Here is a 17,231-nt window from a genome sequence, read left to right on the forward strand (position 1 = left end):
TCATAAGGGAAGGGAAGAAGGGAGGTAGGGAACCAGACTTTATTTTTATTATTATATTACCCACTATATCCGTTTCCTACCCATAAAACAACAGGAAAAACATATCTTAGAGCTAACAAAACAATTCTGCCATGAAAACACTGTTTTATGCCTCTTTGATTTTTTGGATGTGTATTTCCTGTAAAAATGAACCTTCCAATAAGAACGATCTTTTAACCGATAATAAGACCGTTGTCTTTGACGGAATTACAGATTCCATAAGACCAGGGGATGACTTCTTTAATCATGTCAATAAAAAATGGATGGACACAGCGGTTATTGCGGAGGATCAGGTTGGGGTTGGGTCCTATCGATTTTTGAATATTCCCCAACAAGAACTGCTCAGGAATATTCTGCAGGAAGTATCCCAACAAGAACATACCAAAGGGAGTATAGAACAAATGGTGGGCGATTTTTATGCCTCTGGAATGGATACCCTTAGTATTGACGCCAGAGGAATTTCGCCTATACAACCCATAATGGATAAAATAGAGGCCATAAAGGATATTCCGGGTATGATGGACTTTGTAGCTACCCAGATCAAGTCCGGGGATTATTCCATGGTGGCGCCCTATGTTTCCCCTGATCAGGAGAATAGTTCCCTTAATATTCTACATGTTGCCCAGACCGGATTGGGCATGCCGGACCGGGATTATTATTTTCTGGAAGATGCTTCGGTAGAAGCTGTTCAGGAGGCCTATAAAACATATCTGACCTCACTTTTTAAGTTGGTAGGGGAGAAGGATGCCGAAGCCCGGGCAGCTATTGTCTATGATTTGGAAAAACAATTGGCCCAATCGCACAAGACGCGTACAGAGCGGAGGGTCATTAAAGAGAACTATCACAAAATGGCCGTTGACGAACTGGATCAAAAACAGCCCAATTTGGGTTGGAAGACGCTATTCTCAATTTTGGGTGCGGAGATCGACTCTTTGAATATCTCCCAACCAAAATATTATGACACTTTGAATAAACTGCTTACCAAGGTGCCAATGGACCATTGGAGAACGTACCTAAAAGCACATTCCTTGGATTCACACGCCAATATATTGAGTACACCCTTTAGGGATGCCGCATTTGAATATAGCAAAGCATTGTCGGGACAGGCGCAACAACAACCCAGGGCCAAGCAGATGGTACGCCGGGTAGATGATCAAATAGGCTTTGCCCTAGGACAATTATATGTAAAGCGTTACTTTAAGGAAGAGGCTAAAAAACGGGCCCTGGATCTGGTAAATAATTTTCAGGAAGTATTGGAGAAGCGTATCGATGCCTTGGATTGGATGGGCGATAGTACCAAGCTAAAAGCCAAGGAAAAACTTTATGCCATCAACAAAAAAATAGGCTATCCTGATGTATGGAGAACTTATGACGTGGTTATAGAGCGTGATAAGTTCTTTGAAAATGTGGTGGCCTTGCAACAAGATGACTATCATTACGAGCTAAAACAACTTAATAAGGCTCCCAACAGGGACGAGTGGCATACCACCCCCTCCACGGTAACGGCCTATTACAACCCATCGTTGAACGAAATTGTGTTTCCCGCCGGTATCCTCCAAGCCCCTTATTTTGATCTATATGCCGACGATGCTGTTAATTACGGTGGTATTGGAATGGTGATAGGTCACGAGTTTACGCATGCCTTTGACGATCAAGGGGCACAATATGACAAGGATGGCAATGTTGCCAATTGGTGGACCGAGGACGATTATACCAAGTTCAAGGCCAAAACTCAAAAGATCAGTGACCTTTATGCTGGCTTCACGGTTTTGGACAGTATCCATTTGAAGGGCGACTTAACGGTGGGTGAAAACGCGGCCGATAACGCAGGGATTGCCATTGCCTATGATGCGTTTAAGCTAACCCAACAGGGACAGGATTCCACCAAAATAGGAGGTTACACTCCAGACCAACGTTTTTTTCTTTCCATAGCCAATATATGGCGGGTAAAAATGCGCGAGGAATTCTTGCGCAATTATGTAATGAACGATCCGCACTCGCCACCTATCTGGCGTGTAAATGGCCCATTAATGAACTTTACACCGTTTTATGAGGCTTTTGATGTTAGGCCCGGGGATCGGAATTACAGACCTGAAGCTGAGCGGATCAAGATATGGTAAGTACAAAAAAAAGAAAGGTTATGTAAATTTGTCCTTTGAATGGGATGGTCTGCATTATAGATATGAAATCGCTAAAGAAATAATTCCAAAAAAAGGACTTCTGCCTAGAATGTGGTATTTTATTTTGGCCAACAAGGTGCACAATTCCAATAATGTGGATTATGTACTAATATAAATAAGCCCTTAAAATTTCGGAACGGGATTTGTATTGAAGGATCCGCAGTGCTTTTGCGCTAATTTGCCGTATACGTTCCCTGGTGATATCAAAGAGTTTACCAATTTGGCTGAGGCTCATTGGGTTTTGTTCCCCAATACCATAGTTCAGACGAATAATTTCACTTTCCCTACTGGGAAGGGTTTTTAACACCATTTCAATATCCGTTCTTAGTGAGTCCTTTATCATTTTGGTATCGGGACTGTTCGATTCTTTCGATTTTATTACGTTGTATAAATTGGAGGATTCCCCTTCCTCAAAAAGTGCGTCCATGGACAATTTCTTTCCGGAATTTTTAATCGCCAATTTCACCTGTGCGGGACTCATATCCAATTCCCTGGCAATCGTATCATACGGGAATGTTCGGACATCGCTTGCAAGATAGATTGCCGGATCCACCAAACGACATATGAGATAAATTTAAAACCTCTGGTTTCGTCAAAACGTTTGGCCGCCTTCACCAGGCCAATATTTCCTTCGTTGATTAGATCGGAAAGGCGTAATCCTTTACCTTGATATTGTTTTGCGGCAGAAACCACAAAACGTAAATTGGCATTTACTAATTTATTAAGGGCAATCTGATCTCCGTCACGAATTCTTTTGGCCAGGTCCGCCTCCTCATCTGGAGTTATCAATTCAATTTTTGATATTTCTTGAAAATATTTTTCCAAGGATCTGGTGTCTTTGTCGTAATTTGTTTAGTGATCTTAAGTTGCCTCATATATTTGTTTTAATTATTAGTTATGTCTTATAATTTAACATTTTTTGCATAATTCCTAATATAATTGCAGTTATTTTGATTTATTTTTAATCAAAACATAAGAAATATACTTAATTATTGATAATTACAAAGAAATTTGAGATCGACCGGTTTTTAATGGATAATCATTTATTTGAACTTCATTTTGGATGAAACTCACATTAAGTAAGGTTTACAGACGTATTTAATTGTAATAAGACTCAAAGGAATTATTCCTTCATTCGTTCCAAACTAATGGCTATTTAAAGAAAGTTCTAAAATCGCCTAATATATTTCATTAAGTTTGCTCCAAATACCAATAAGTTAAAGTCCAATACAATGAATTTTATTTTAAATAGGATAAGACTATCGCTTTATGTACTAGGGTTGTTTGTCTTTGCAAAGAGTCATGCTCAATCCCCAAAGGAAAATATCGAAGACCATATTGAATACAATTGCTCTATGGATGCTCAAAATATCTATTTGGAGCTTAGTACTACCAATCAACCTACAATGCTTTCAATGCTGCACCGTGGGTTCTATGTTTATTTTGATATAAAGGGAAAGAAAAAAAAGAAGGTCTCCGTTCAATATCCATTGGAAATGGAACCTCTGCAAAGAGCACAAGGCAGAAATGATAGAGATGGGGGCAACAGTAGGGTAAAAGAAAACGGTGATCAAAAAGGACCGGATATTTTGGTAATGTTGGATGGCATGCCCAAAAAAGCCAATTATATCAATAATGATTATGAAGAAGAATTTCATTTAGATCTTAATAAATTGGGGATCTCCATTAATTATAACTATGATGAAGAAGCCAATTTATTACGCTATGATCTTAAAATGCCTAAACAAAAAATTGCTGATAGTGACATTGATTATTCAAAATTATCTATTGGTGTGCTAACCACAAAAGTGGAAGGGGATACTGTAGATAAAGGTTCAAGTGTCAGCTTTGGTGGTGGCCGTCAAGGTGGCCGTCGAGGAGGTGGTCAACGAGTGGGAGGCCGAGGCAGTGGTGGCGCCAGAGGGGGCAGTCAAGGTGGAGCTAGACCACAGCAGGATCAAAGACCAGTAGCAGTGTCAATCGACTTTTGGTTTAATCCGAATTTGACTGAATAGCTTTTTTATTCAAACCCCCAGGGACATTGAATTGAAAATTCAGAATCCATTTCATCTATCAAAACGAGCTGTATGTAGGGGTATTTACCGTATTCGTATATGATTTTTTTTAGACTATTTTGGTGGGGGTATTTTCGCGGTTGAATGAAATATAATAAACACAAAACTATGAAAAAAGTAGTAGCCTTTTTGATTCTAATAGCCGCAGTATCTAGTTGCAATAGCGTAAAAAACTTGAACACTTCTAATATTTCGGATGCAGCAACATTGTTAAGTTCTTTAAGTTCTAACTCAACGGTTCAGCAAGTAGCAAGTCTCTTCAGTCTTTTGGATACCAATAGTGATGATGCCGTTAGTTCAACCGAAGCCATCGGTTCTGTGGCCGAAAATTTCGATGTATTGGACACGGATAGTAACTCTAGCCTTAACCTTACTGAATTGCAAGGTATTCTGGCCTTGTTAAAGTAGAAAATAATTTTTATGTAAATGAGCGTATCCTATCGGATACGCTTTTTTTATCTATAGATTTACGGGTCCATAGAGAGAAAATGCCCATTCTTCCAGAATCTGTTAAAAAGGCTTTATGGAGATTAGACCATGGATGAAAATAAATGTCTAAATAGTTAAAATTTGCAGATTACTGTTAAAAAAGGGATTAAAGCCGTGTGAAAATGTCTTGATAAATGTCCAGAAACGGCATAAGTTGCAATGGCAAGCAGTCATGACTACCTTTAAAAAATTAAATTCACTTAATACATGATGTACGGCAGTACGGGATTAAATTGTCATTTTGGTTTCGGTGTGTGGAATCCGTAATACGCGGGCAATAACCTCAATTTAAAGGGTTAAATTATTGCAGCCAACCTACTGGCTTGATCTATAGCACGTTTGGCATCCAATTCGGCTGCCACATCTGCCCCTCCAACCACATGTACTTTTATGCCTGTGGCTTCCAAGGGTTCCAATAACTCCTTAAGTGGCAATTGCCCGGCACAAATGATCACGTTATCTACCTCCAACACTTGCTGCACTTCATTGTGAACATAATGCAAACCTTCATCATCAATTTTGGTGTACTGTACCTGATTGATAAACTGTACTTTTTTATTCTTCAAGCTGCTTCTATGTATCCAACCAGTGGTTTTGCCTAGGCCACCACCAAATTTTCCCTTGCTGCGCTTCAACATAAAAATTTCCCTTGGAGAGGGCCTGACTTCGGCACTTATCCCTTCAATACCGCTACGGGCCTTCATGGTCTTGTCTATTCCCCATTCCTTCAACCATGCGTCAATGTTTAAAGCGGTGCTTTCACCCTCATGTGCCAAATACTCGGACACATCAAAACCAATTCCTCCTGCACCGATAACGGCAACGCGTTTTCCCACAGTCTTTTTTAATTTTAAAACGTCTATATAGCTCAATACTTTAGGGTGCTCTATTCCTTCAATTTTTGGAGTTCTTGGTACAATCCCGGTAGCCAATATAACCTCATCAAAATTTCCATTTTTTAAATCTTCGATTTCTACCCGCGTATTTAATTTTACAGTTACCTGGTGCAATTCCAATTGTTTGTTGAAATACCGAATGGTTTCATAGAATTCTTCCTTCCCGGGAATTTGTTTTGCCATGTTAAATTGCCCCCCTGTTTCCTTGTCGGCATCAAAAAGCGTCACCTCATGTCCGCGCTGTGCGGCAATGGTAGAGGCAGCCAAGCCTGCTGGACCTGCCCCTACCACCGCAATTTTCTTCTTTTTTTCGGCAGGTAGATAATTTAGTTCGGTTTCATGACATGCCCTCGGATTTACCAAGCAACTGGCGACTTTTTGGACAAAAACATGGTCCAAACAGGCTTGGTTACACCCAATACAGGTGTTTATTTCGTCCGCTCTATTGGCTTGCGCTTTGTTTACCCATTCGGGATCTGCCAAAAATGGCCGTGCCATGGAAACCATATCGGCGTGACCTTCGGCCAGTACCTTTTCGGCGGTTTCGGGCATGTTGATCCTGTTGGAAGTAATCAACGGAACGGAAAGTTCTTCCTTCATCTTTTTGGTCACCCAAGTAAAGGCAGCGCGTGGTACCGATGTGGCAATGGTGGGTATGCGTGCTTCATGCCAGCCAATTCCTGTATTGATAATTGTGGCACCGGCCTTTTCAATTTCCTTGCCCAAGGCTACAATTTCTTCCCAACTGCTTCCTTTTTCCACTAGATCCAACATGGATAATCGATAGATGATGATAAATTCCTCCCCTACGGCTTCCCGGGTCTGTTTTACCAGGGCTATGGGCAAGCGCATTCTGTTTTTATAGGATCCCCCATAATCGTCGGTACGGGTATTTGTTCTCTCAGCAATAAATTGGTTGATCAAATAGCCTTCAGATCCCATAATTTCCACACCATCATAGCCTGCCAATTTGGCCAATTTGGCGGAATTTACAAAATCGCGGATCGTACGATGAATACCGGACGGTTTTAGTTTAAAGGGCTTAAAGGGTGTGATGGGCGATTTGATCGCCGAAGGTGCCACCGCCAACGGGTGATATCCGTAACGTCCGGAATGTAAAATTTGCATACATATCTTGCCACCTTCCCTATGTACTGCGGAGGTTATAACCTTGTGGTGTTTTGCGTGTTTTTTGCTGCTCATCCGTGCCGAAAAGGGTGCCGTCCAGCCTTGCACGTTCGGTGCAATCCCTCCCGAAACAATCAGACCAACCCCACCTTTTGCCCGCTCGGCATAATAGGCCGCGATTTTTTCAAGGCCATTTTTTTTCTCTTCCATGCCCGTGTGCATGGATCCCATTAGAATACGATTTTTAAGGGTTGTAAATCCCAAGTCCAAGGGCTCGAAAATATGTTTATACTCGGTCATTAGCCTATATTTTTTACTATGCATGCATAATAATCAACAAGGTACGGTTTTTTTGGGTTGCACTCAAATTTAACGGTAGGGCAGGGGGCAATCTTAGTTGGGTCTAGAAAAACATCATTTTGTCCAAAATCCATTTGTAGGATTAAACCAAAATTGAAAATTAAGGTCAAAGGAGTGTAAGTGGAATAAAGTTTAACCTTTTAAAATTTTGACCTATGAAAACAAATAGCAAAACATATTTGGTCCTGTCCATATTACTTATCGGCTTTATGTACGTAGGTATGGCCCAAACCCGCACTCGAACAATTACCACCACCAAAACGACCAGAACGGTAACCAAAAAGACCCCAAATAGGGTGTCCAGCAAAAGAGTGGTGTATAGGACCCCTAAAAAGAAGGTCGTTTCTGTGAGAACCGTACCCAATAGAAGGATAGTGAAGTACAAAGGGCAAAATTACTACTATTCCAACAATAGGTTTTATACCTATTCTAGGGGGCGCTACATTGTAATAGCTCCCAAAATAGGATTTAGAATAAGTACTTTACCGGCCAATTATCGCAGGGTTCGTTTTAATAACCACGTCTACTTTACCGTGGGAGGTACTTTCTATACCCAGATCGGGAACGAATATGAAGTGGTTGAACCCGAAATAGGGACCATAGTCTATGAACTCCCTGACGATTATGAAAAAGTGACCATAGACGGGCAGACCTATTATGAGTTCGGCAATATCCTATATGAAAAGGTACAGGTAGATGGTACTAGGGCCTATGAAGTGGTTGGTATAGTGGATTTGGAATAGATAGCAGAAATAGCGGTCGATTAAAAAAAGCGTTTATCAATACATCGGTAAACGCTTTTTTGGGTTTGTAAAGGGAGGGGATTATAAGGAGGGTGTGCTACCCCATCCTATTGAATGCATAGAATATTATCCCATTTATTGTCGGGTCTTTCATGGCCAAGGCAATTATTCAGTCTCTGAAAACCATCGTTTTTGGATAGTTGATTTTAGAATGTGTATACCTGTTTAACGGTATTCCTATGTGTTTTGAGGGAGCAACTTTGTCGGTCATTTTAAGAAACAGCTGGGATTTTGATGAAATTTTATTTTTAATTTTCTAATGTTAAAATCCAACAAGGTTAAAATACCATAGGTATTCATCAAGAATAGTGGTGCAACTTAGTTTACATACATTTATTTTTATCGATTCTTCAATTGATATAAATTATGAAAAGATTATTCTTAGGTTTTTGTTTACTAGTAGGATTTGCAACCAAGGCACAAACGGTCACCGATAAGCCGTTTCTACAGGATAGTGCCGAAAAGTTTTCTTTGGAGGAGGGGCAAGGGAATATAAATTTGCTTCAAATTGCCAGTGATCGAAATAAGGCCATTAAAGTTCTTGGCAGCCAAGGCCTCATGCTCCCACATGAAAAAAGATTGCGGCAAGACGTACAGTACAGACCTTTGCTGGATATGGATATTGTGGCTTTGGCCGAGTACCAAGGTCAATTTGTATATTTAACGGATCAAGCGGTCCTAAGCAATGCCTGGGCCGGGAAGTTATACATAGACCATAATATAAAGAGTCCCAAGGCTATGGGCATAGGCCCCGATTTTTTGACCTTGATTGCAGGAGAAGGGGATTTTGCCCTTTTTAAGAACAATCAGGAAGTTTGGAGGGCTGCCATTAGTAGGCTACAACCCCTATCCGTTCAATATGACCCCAATTCAGGTCATTTTTTACTTTTAACAGCGGAAGGGCTATACCAGTTGGATAGTGTTTTAAAGACATCAAAAAAAGTGTTTAACGGCACTAATTTAACCGCCTTTGCTTTTCATGGAGACCGAATTGTTTTGGGGACTGCCAATGGAATACAGTATTTGGATCGCAAAACATATGCCTTAAATACCTTGGACGAAAAGCTGCCTTGGACCGAAATAACCAGTGTTAAAAATATACGTGAAAACCTGTGGTTCGGATCTACCAAAGGGGCCTTCAAACTGCGTGATGATGGTAAGTACGATTATTACGCTTCCAAGCGTTGGCTGTTAGACGATGAGGTGGTAGACTTGGCGGAAGGGCCCGATGGAAGTGTGCTGGTCTTGACCCAGGAAGGGATGGGCAAAATTAACTTCGTACCCATGACCCTGGCGCAAAAGGCGGAATATTTTCAGGAAATTCAGCGGTTGCGGCACATCCGCTACGGTTTTACTTCGGACTTGGCCATGAGAACACCTGGGGACCTTTCTACGGGCTACTTCCACGATACCGATAATGACGGACTCTGGACATCCATGTATTTGGCAGGGGAGTTGTTTAGATATGCGGTAACCAGGTCCGAAGATGCCAAACAGAATGCCTATGAAGCCTTTGAGGCCATGGAGAGGTTAACGGCACTTCCCAATTTAAAAGGCTTTCCGGCAAGGTCGTTTGAAAGGGACGGCTATGAAGTGGGACTTCATGCCAACGGATTTTCTGAAGAATGGAGGGAGCAATATGTAAAAGAAAACGGAAGGATATGGCAGTTATCCGAGGATGAACTTTGGCGATGGAAGTCGACCACCAGCAGCGATGAATCCTGTGGGCATTTTTTCGTGTACGCACTTTTTGCCGAGCTGGCACCCGATAAGGAATGGCGGGATAGGGCCATACATCAAATAAAAATTGAAATGGACCATATTATGGATAACGATTGGTACCTAAGGGATTGGAATGGAAAGCCCACCGCTTGGGGAAGATGGAATCCAGAATACGTAAACAGCTTTCCCATCAATGTGGGCGATCGCAGGCTGAATTCCACCCTAATACTGTCTTTCCTACAAACCGCCTATCATTTTACAAAGGACAAAAAATATAAAAAAGGAGCCGAAAAACTGATAAAAAAATACGGATATGATGATAATGCCAACAGACCGGCTACGGTTATTGGTTATGTGGAAGGGGAGGATTTAAGTGATAAATGGAACCATTCCGATGATGAAATGTATTTCTTGACGATGCCCGGATTTGTTAATTATTCCTTTACGGAAGAACAAAGGGAGGCACATTTCAATTCGGTGAAAAGTCATTGGGAAGTGGAACGCTCCGAAAAAAATCCTTTGTGGAATTATCTATTCGCATTGGCTGGGGGAGAAAATATAGATAGTGAAGAATCGGCCTGGTGGTTGCGGGAGTTTCCTATGGATTTGATCGATTGGAAAATTAACAACGACCACCGTAAGGACCTGACGAAAATAGCCCCTAATTTCCGAAGCCAGACCTATACCGAGGTGTTGCCGGGCGACGAGAGGACGCTGCATTTGCACAATGGGGCATATAGAAACAATGGCGGAAGTGACGGCAAACGGGAATATGCCCCCTATATCTATTTGTTGCCCTATTGGGCGGGCAGGTATGTTGATGCCATTAGTGCGCCCCAGGCCGAGTAAGGTAATTATAACCTCAACTTGACCAAGGCGTCCAAGGGGGTAGGGGCCAGCTTGCCGACCAACATAAACGATTTATAGACGCTTATAAATATTCCTTTAAAATTTTGTTGCGGGATTTATTTTGTAAAATCCGTATGGCTTTTTCCCTAATCTGTCTTACACGTTCCCTGGTGATGTCAAAGATTTCACCGATTTCGGTCAGGCTCATTGGGGTTCGCTGTCCAATACCGTAATAAAGCCGTATAATTTCACTTTCCCTACTTGGAAGTGTTTTTAAGACTTGGTCAATATCCATTCTCAAGGAGTCTTTCATCATATTGGCATCTGGGCTGGTTGTTTCCTTGGATTTTATAACGTTGTATAGATTGGAAGATTCCCCTTCTGTGAAAGGTGCGTCCATGGACAAATGCTTTCCGGCATTTTTCATGGCAATTTTAACCTGATCTGGGCCCATGTCAAGTTCTCTGGCAATCTCGACGGCACTTGGGGGGCGCTGATACGTTTGTTCCAAGGAAGAGTACACCTTGTTTATTTTGCTGATTTCCCCAATCTTGTTCAATGGCAAACGCACCATACGCGATTGTTCGGACATCGCCTGCAATATGGATTGGCGTACCCACCATACCGCATAGGAAATAAATTTAAAGCCTTGGGTTTCGTCGAAACGTTTGGCCGCTTTTACCAATCCAATATTTCCTTCGTTGATCAGATCGGAAAGTCGTAAACCGTTTCCTTGGTATTGTTTTGCGGCCGAGACCACAAAACGTAAATTGGCATTGACTAACTTATTAAGGGCAATCTGATCTCCTTCACGTATTCTTCTGGCCAGATCCACCTCCTCCTCTGCGGTAATCAAATCAATTTTTGATATTTCTTGAAAGTACTTTTCTAAGGATTTAGTGTCTCTGTTCGTAATTTGTTTGGTGATCTTAAGTTGCCTCATATAGTTGTTTTAATTAATAATTATTTACTATAACCTACGCTTTTTATTGAATAAATCCTAATAAAATTGCATTTTATTTAAATTTTATTCAATAAAATAACACAAAAACAGCCTTTTTTTAAATCATTTTTAATATATCAAGGTGTGTTAAGAGGAAACACTTATTCTGGGTGTCATATCTCTATTTCAGTAGGAGGGAGTGGAGTTTGGTTAAAGGCGCAAAATGGTTTTGGACACCTAATGTTTAAATAATAACTTTGGGAAAAGGGAACTCAAAAATTTGTTTGGTAGCGCATAACTCCATAAACAAACCCGGATTCGGGGTGATAAGGGTTGTGACTGTTGGATAGAAATGCACGTTTTTTCAATGACACAAAAGCAACATGAACTAAAGTCGCTAATAAGGATAGCTATGGAACGCGATCGCCTTTTTAATATGCCCAAAAGTGCCTATACGGACTGGCTACATAAATACAATGGGACTGCAGAAGAGATCGAAACCTTGGCCAAAGTCTTTAAGAGAAATGATCTGACCTTTAAGGATCAGGCCCGGGATATTGAAGAAGATAATAGGGCATGGGCCATGCGTTTTTCCAACGAATCCACATTGAAGGATAAGTATCAAGATTTAGGGAGGAGACTTCATGAGTATTGTGAAAGTTATGGCTATCACCCAGACTTCAACGACCCCATTATGAACAATCCTAGATTTAAAGAACACTGTAAGCCCCTTATTCCCCGTATAGGGAATGTATTGCCTTGGACGATTGCCCCTGAAAACTTGGATAATGCCCGGATAGAGGTAGAGTACACCTTTATGCTCTCGAAGTTTATAACAACAATGGAGGGTAGAAAATTCTTTGGTATTAAGGAAAGGATTAAAGAAGACCTTATCATGGCAGTGGACAATGACAAGCAAATACGGGAGGAATATGACGATACACTTGCAGATCGCTTAATTCTGGGCCAGATGGATGAAGAAGCCATAGGTGCTTCAGTTTATGATATCCCATTTGCCAAATTAGCTTCCTATAATAAAGAGGCGACAAGGTATATTTAGGAAATTGCCTAAATAGGGGCATGTACTTTATACGGAAAGTTATATTAAATTCAATATACATTAGCCAATAGTCGCTATACGGCCTATCAACTTCGTGGTATTTGCCATCCCAACCTTAATTATGGGGACTAACAGTTTTGTTGGGTAAATACATCTATACCATTCAGTATATTCCCTTTGGTCCCCATTTTAAAACCGGATGGCCCCCTTCCGAACCTTTTGATTTTTATACCATTCCACTCCCAGTATTTTTAAGCACTTGTTAAAATTGGTTAAAAACGTTAAAGCGATAATAAAAACAAGGCTGGACATTAAAAAACATCTTCTTTTGTTTTGAACAATTAAAATTTAAAGCATGAAAAAATTATTACTTCTTACCGCATTGACCGTTTTTGGATGGGCAAATGTAAATGCTCAGGACATTCATCTTGGTGCCAAGGTCGGTATTAACTTTGCCTCAATTTATGGGGACAATACGGGAAGCCTCGATCCTATAACCAGCCTGGTTAATTTTGGTGTGGTGGCCGAAATGCCATTTAGCGATAAATTTTCTTTTCAACCAGAAATAATGTATTCCATTCAGGGCTATAGTATTGGCGAAGATGTAGTTGCCTTAAATTATCTGAACCTTCCATTAATGGGGAAATATTATCTAACAAAGGGCCTCAGTGTGGAAGCTGGTCCACAAATTGGGCTTTTGCTTTCCGGCAAATATGAAGATGTGGATGTAAAAGATGATTTTAAAACCGTTGATTTTGGTATAAATCTAGGGCTGGGGTATAAATTAAAAAACGGACTTCATTTTGGTGCGCGTTATGATTTGGGATTATCCAATATTAATAATGTAGATGGGAATTCGGATAAATTCAGGAATGCCGTCTTACAAGTCTCTGTGGGCTACTTCTTCTTTTAAGCAGTATCTTTTTAAAATATAACCGGTATAAAATGGCCCTATGGTTCGATTCAAAGAAACACTAGGGCCATTGTTTTTATAGGTAACCATGTTTTGGAACAACACGATACCCAATATTTCTTTTAATTTCAACCATTTATTTGTTGGCTCAATCCCCTTTATCAGCACTAGACCGGGAGGTGTTAATGAAGGATGTATGGGACCGCTTTAAATAGTGTAGTGCTTGTCCTCCTTCGGGTTCACAATCATTTTGCAGACTATATACCTCTTCTTCGTTGGGTCCGCCGGCATGGGGTAAGGAGGTATTGCAACACTAAGTACCCCTCCAAACAGTATCAAAATGGCCATATAATGGATAAAGTACAGTAATTATCGGTAGATACCCTTCACCAAGGGCTATTAAATGGATCAATCCCAAAAGTTGTGTGTGAATTACAAAAAAATATAATTTACTATCTAAAGTTTGTATCCTGTTCATTTTTTGCATCGCCCAAATGCGTAGCATTCATGAATACCATTAAAAATCAATAGACCAGCCGATGAATAAAAAACGACCAGGGCCGAACAACCAAGGTACGGGGTAGCTTGATTAGGAGGAGCCAGCTGTAGCCGGGGCCGAGCTGATTTTAAATTTCTTTAAATCTACGCACTTTCCACAGCCCCGGCGTCCAGGCCGCTTTCACTTGGGTGAAATGCTCTATGGACGCCTTCCACCTTCTAATGTGAAAACCACTTGATTTAATACGAAATCGAAGATTCACGAAAACCTATAAAAAACCTGTCTGCCGAAGGCAGGCAATAATAACCACTTAAGTAAATTGAAAATAGGCCGGTCCTTACGTTGCGTCAACCTTCATGTGGGGATAAGTCATTTTCCGTTATTAAATAACTTTGGGCATTGCCCTCAAGGTCCATTGTTTGGTCGTTCTTCTTCCGTCGTGGAGATGGCATGGCCGTTAAGAATTATTGAAGCCTTGGAAATAATTTAGGCCATGGCATCGGTCCTTAAAATCCAGAGATTTTAGGGACCACCTAGCGAAGAAGGGTCTTTTCTTTTGTTTCGTTTTATTCATTGCTTGCTTATTATGTAATAAGGTATTCATGAACCTCCTAGGTCGGTTTCATTGGACAAGCAAAGAAATCGAAGATTCACGAAATCCGATAAAAAACAATAACAACCAATTGAGTAAAATGAAAGAATAATTTAATCATTGGTTTTACTAAATTGCTCCTATTAATAAAAACTATTTATCAAAAAAAACACGACTGATCAAATTAATCCCTTTTTTTTATAAACACAAAAATTGCTTTTTTATCCTATTAAATTTTAACATTTTGCCTAGTTTTACCCAGACCAAAAACCAACCAAATGAAAAATGCATTTTTTTGCACACTATTTATATTCCTTGCTTTTAGTTGTGGAGGTTCAGATGATGATCCTATAGAAGAACCCCTTGAAGATCCCGTTGCAGAGGAAGATGGGGGTGTAGCCGATCCCGTAGACCCTACAGATAATTTTACGATTACCGAAGACGGCAATGTAAAACGCGATACCTATGTAATCTTACCTAATGACAGTAAGCTTAAGGCAGAGGATCTGACCGTATCATCCCTATTTTCCGATGATGTGATAAATGACAACCACAAATCCGAGATTGAATTGTTTAATGAAAGTTCATTTGAGCTATTGTTTGCAAAGGATAAGGAAGGGGAAATACTTATGCTTTCCTATGTAAACCCAATTAGTAAGGAGCCTTTGGTTATTACTGCGGAAACAACTGCTGTTGCCTTGGTCATGATGCATCCTTGGACGTTTGAGATGTCTGCAGAAACAAAGCTGGAAGCTGTAGACAAAATAAGGCAAACCCCAGGATTTGAAGAATTGAGGATTAGTGTTGAAGAACAAATTGCCACGGGTACCTTGGATGTAGCAAAGAATGAAGCCTTGTTCAACCTTTTGAACCAGTTTCAGACCAACCTTGCCGCTAAAGAGGAAGTTAATGTGGAACCGCTAAAATTCACCTTGGAAGATGGAAAAGTAACGGTGCTGAATTACAGGAGCAGTGCTTCCTATGGCGTGGGAATCTACGACGGGAACGATGTTTTTATAGAACATAAGTTAAGTGCTGGTTTGAATAAGAGCAGGTATTTGGAAAGTGGTTTCTCCACGGGCGGGGAGACCGATAACCTTAAAGCAACATTCAATATTCCTTCGGATGGGCAATGGACCATGAAGGCTACTAGCGGCCTATCATTTGATGGTACTCTTCAAAATCAGCAAGCCGCCTTTTATAATACCGGCCAATTAACCTTGGGTGTCATAGGCATTTTCTCTGACAGGTTAAAAAAATTGATTAAAAATGCCGATTGTATTCTGTCGTTGGGCGGTAATGTATTTGACGGACAATCAGAATCCTCTCAAATATCCGATAGGCTCAAATTGTTCAAGGACGGGAAAATATCGGGGGCTTATTTGGCCTATGACGTATTTTTTTATGTTGCTGATAGGATTGCCAGTATTTTTTCGATTATCGAAGATTGCAGCGGGGTCGACACCGACAAGTATGGTGTAAACTTTAAAGGGCTTGGTAAGATTTTAAGTTTTTGGACCAATATAAAAAGTGCCTTTGATACGGGTGCTCTATTTGGTGATTGGTTGCTTTATGATAAGGAAATAGAATTCTGTTTTATTAAGGATGGGGATGAATTAAGGGATTGTGTTTATCTAACGGTGAATGGCGACTTGGATTTTGGAGATATTGGTGTAAATAGAAAATCGCGGTATAAGGTAGAAATCCTTAATGAAACCGATAAGGAAATTACCTTGTATGGTGTCTATACGCAACCAGAAGAAGGTTCAACAGGGCAGTCGGAATTTTTCAGAGTGGAGTATCCAAGTGCTGGTGATTGGCCATTGACCATACCGCCCCAAGGATCTTTTGAAATGGAACTATCGTGCGCTCCTAAGGAAATACGGGAATATACCACGGAAGTATCCTTTTATATCAACCCCGACTTTGATGATGGCTTACATGGTCAAGATTCCAGTCTTAGAATGGAGGCGGTAGCCAACGTTATTATGAATAGGGTGAGTGTTACCCATAATTTACCTCAAACTTTACCAAAAAGTGGGGATGAGGTAAGCTTTGATGTAGCTATAACCAATAATTCTCCTGATGACCTGAAGCTGGCTTGGATCAGGGAGGAAATTGAGGAGGGTAGCCCCACAATAAGTAAAAGGCTTGAACCTCCCGTTGATTTTATTATTCCAAAGGATGGAACAAGAACAGTAACCATGAAGGCAGAAGCTGAATATGTTCATGAATATTCCGGAACATTCGTTGTAGAGTTTTTTCATGAAAACGGAACGGGGACTGGATGGTTACCGCCCGAGGATATAGAAGGCAATACTGTTGTTTATAGGACTGACTCAACGGGAGATCCTGTAACCACCACAACCAATACCATTAATTTTGGAGAGATTAATACGGCAAGTTCCAAAAGTTCAGCTTTTTATTTATCTAAGGAAACCTTTGACCCTATAAATATTTCCATCTCCTTACCTAATGGATTCGATGTTGTAGGAGGGTCGCCCTTTTTAATGGATTCAGATTATATGAACATCCCAAAAAATGTTCAAATTAATTTTAGACCCACAGAAGAAAGACCCTACAATGGCAATATCGTAATCAGCAATGACTACAACAATTCTGAAATTATCATTCCTGTGAGCGGGACTGGTGTAAACTAGACAAAAATAAGTTGCTCAAATCA

At 40.5% G+C, this 17,231-nt stretch carries 10 protein-coding genes and 1 pseudogene; 8 read left to right on the top strand and 3 right to left on the bottom strand.

The window, feature by feature from the left end:
• Window positions 1-131: 131 nt before the first annotated feature.
• Window positions 132-2,159, top strand: a complete 2,028-nt coding sequence (locus C7972_RS05465; RefSeq protein WP_110355218.1) for a M13 family metallopeptidase — start codon at window positions 132-134, stop codon at window positions 2,157-2,159.
• A 166-nt stretch (window positions 2,160-2,325) separates the two neighbouring features.
• Here the strand turns inward: C7972_RS05465 and C7972_RS05475 are convergent.
• Window positions 2,326-3,094 (bottom strand): annotated as a pseudogene (locus tag C7972_RS05475) (RNA polymerase sigma factor RpoD/SigA).
• A 357-nt stretch (window positions 3,095-3,451) separates the two neighbouring features.
• Between C7972_RS05475 and C7972_RS23650 the strand changes: the two are divergent.
• Together C7972_RS23650 and C7972_RS05485 are read left to right on the top strand one after the other, a co-directional pair.
• Window positions 3,452-4,234 (top strand): hypothetical protein, encoded by a 783-nt coding sequence (locus C7972_RS23650; RefSeq protein ID WP_146216270.1) that lies wholly within the window; start codon window positions 3,452-3,454, stop codon window positions 4,232-4,234.
• Window positions 4,235-4,402: 168 nt separating this feature from the next.
• A complete protein-coding gene (locus C7972_RS05485; protein ID WP_146216271.1) occupies window positions 4,403-4,702 on the top strand; it encodes a hypothetical protein in 300 nt (99 codons plus the stop codon).
• A 377-nt stretch (window positions 4,703-5,079) separates the two neighbouring features.
• Here the strand turns inward: C7972_RS05485 and C7972_RS05490 are convergent, their stop codons facing one another.
• Window positions 5,080-7,107, bottom strand: coding sequence for an NADPH-dependent 2,4-dienoyl-CoA reductase (locus C7972_RS05490; RefSeq protein ID WP_110355221.1), 2,028 nt, complete (start codon window positions 7,105-7,107; stop codon window positions 5,080-5,082).
• 215 nt (window positions 7,108-7,322) lie between these two features.
• Here C7972_RS05490 and C7972_RS05495 point away from each other — a divergent pair, with 215 nt between their 5' ends.
• Complete coding sequence (locus tag C7972_RS05495; protein WP_110355222.1) at window positions 7,323-7,910, top strand: DUF6515 family protein; 588 nt, start codon at window positions 7,323-7,325, stop codon at window positions 7,908-7,910.
• A gap of 426 nt (window positions 7,911-8,336) precedes the next feature.
• Entirely contained in the window at window positions 8,337-10,541 is a 2,205-nt protein-coding gene (locus C7972_RS05500; RefSeq protein WP_110355223.1) for a hypothetical protein, read from the top strand.
• Between the two features lie 82 nt (window positions 10,542-10,623).
• On the opposite strand, the gene C7972_RS05505 is transcribed toward C7972_RS05500, so the two are convergent.
• A complete protein-coding gene (locus tag C7972_RS05505) occupies window positions 10,624-11,484 on the bottom strand; it encodes an RNA polymerase sigma factor RpoD/SigA (RefSeq protein WP_110355224.1) in 861 nt (286 codons plus the stop codon).
• Between the two features lie 412 nt (window positions 11,485-11,896).
• Here C7972_RS05505 and C7972_RS05510 point away from each other — a divergent pair, with 412 nt between their 5' ends.
• From C7972_RS05510 to C7972_RS05525, 3 genes are all read left to right on the top strand, one after another.
• Window positions 11,897-12,544 (top strand): hypothetical protein, encoded by a 648-nt coding sequence (locus C7972_RS05510; protein ID WP_146216272.1) that lies wholly within the window; start codon window positions 11,897-11,899, stop codon window positions 12,542-12,544.
• A gap of 355 nt (window positions 12,545-12,899) precedes the next feature.
• Window positions 12,900-13,457, top strand: a complete 558-nt coding sequence (locus C7972_RS05515) for a porin family protein (protein ID WP_110355226.1) — start codon at window positions 12,900-12,902, stop codon at window positions 13,455-13,457.
• A 1,369-nt stretch (window positions 13,458-14,826) separates the two neighbouring features.
• Window positions 14,827-17,208 (top strand): hypothetical protein, encoded by a 2,382-nt coding sequence (locus C7972_RS05525; protein WP_110355228.1) that lies wholly within the window; start codon window positions 14,827-14,829, stop codon window positions 17,206-17,208.
• The last annotated feature ends 23 nt before the right edge of the window (window positions 17,209-17,231 follow it).

Origin of the sequence: Arenibacter sp. ARW7G5Y1 (assembly GCF_003201775.1) — a bacterium.
GTDB lineage: Bacteria > Bacteroidota > Bacteroidia > Flavobacteriales > Flavobacteriaceae > Arenibacter.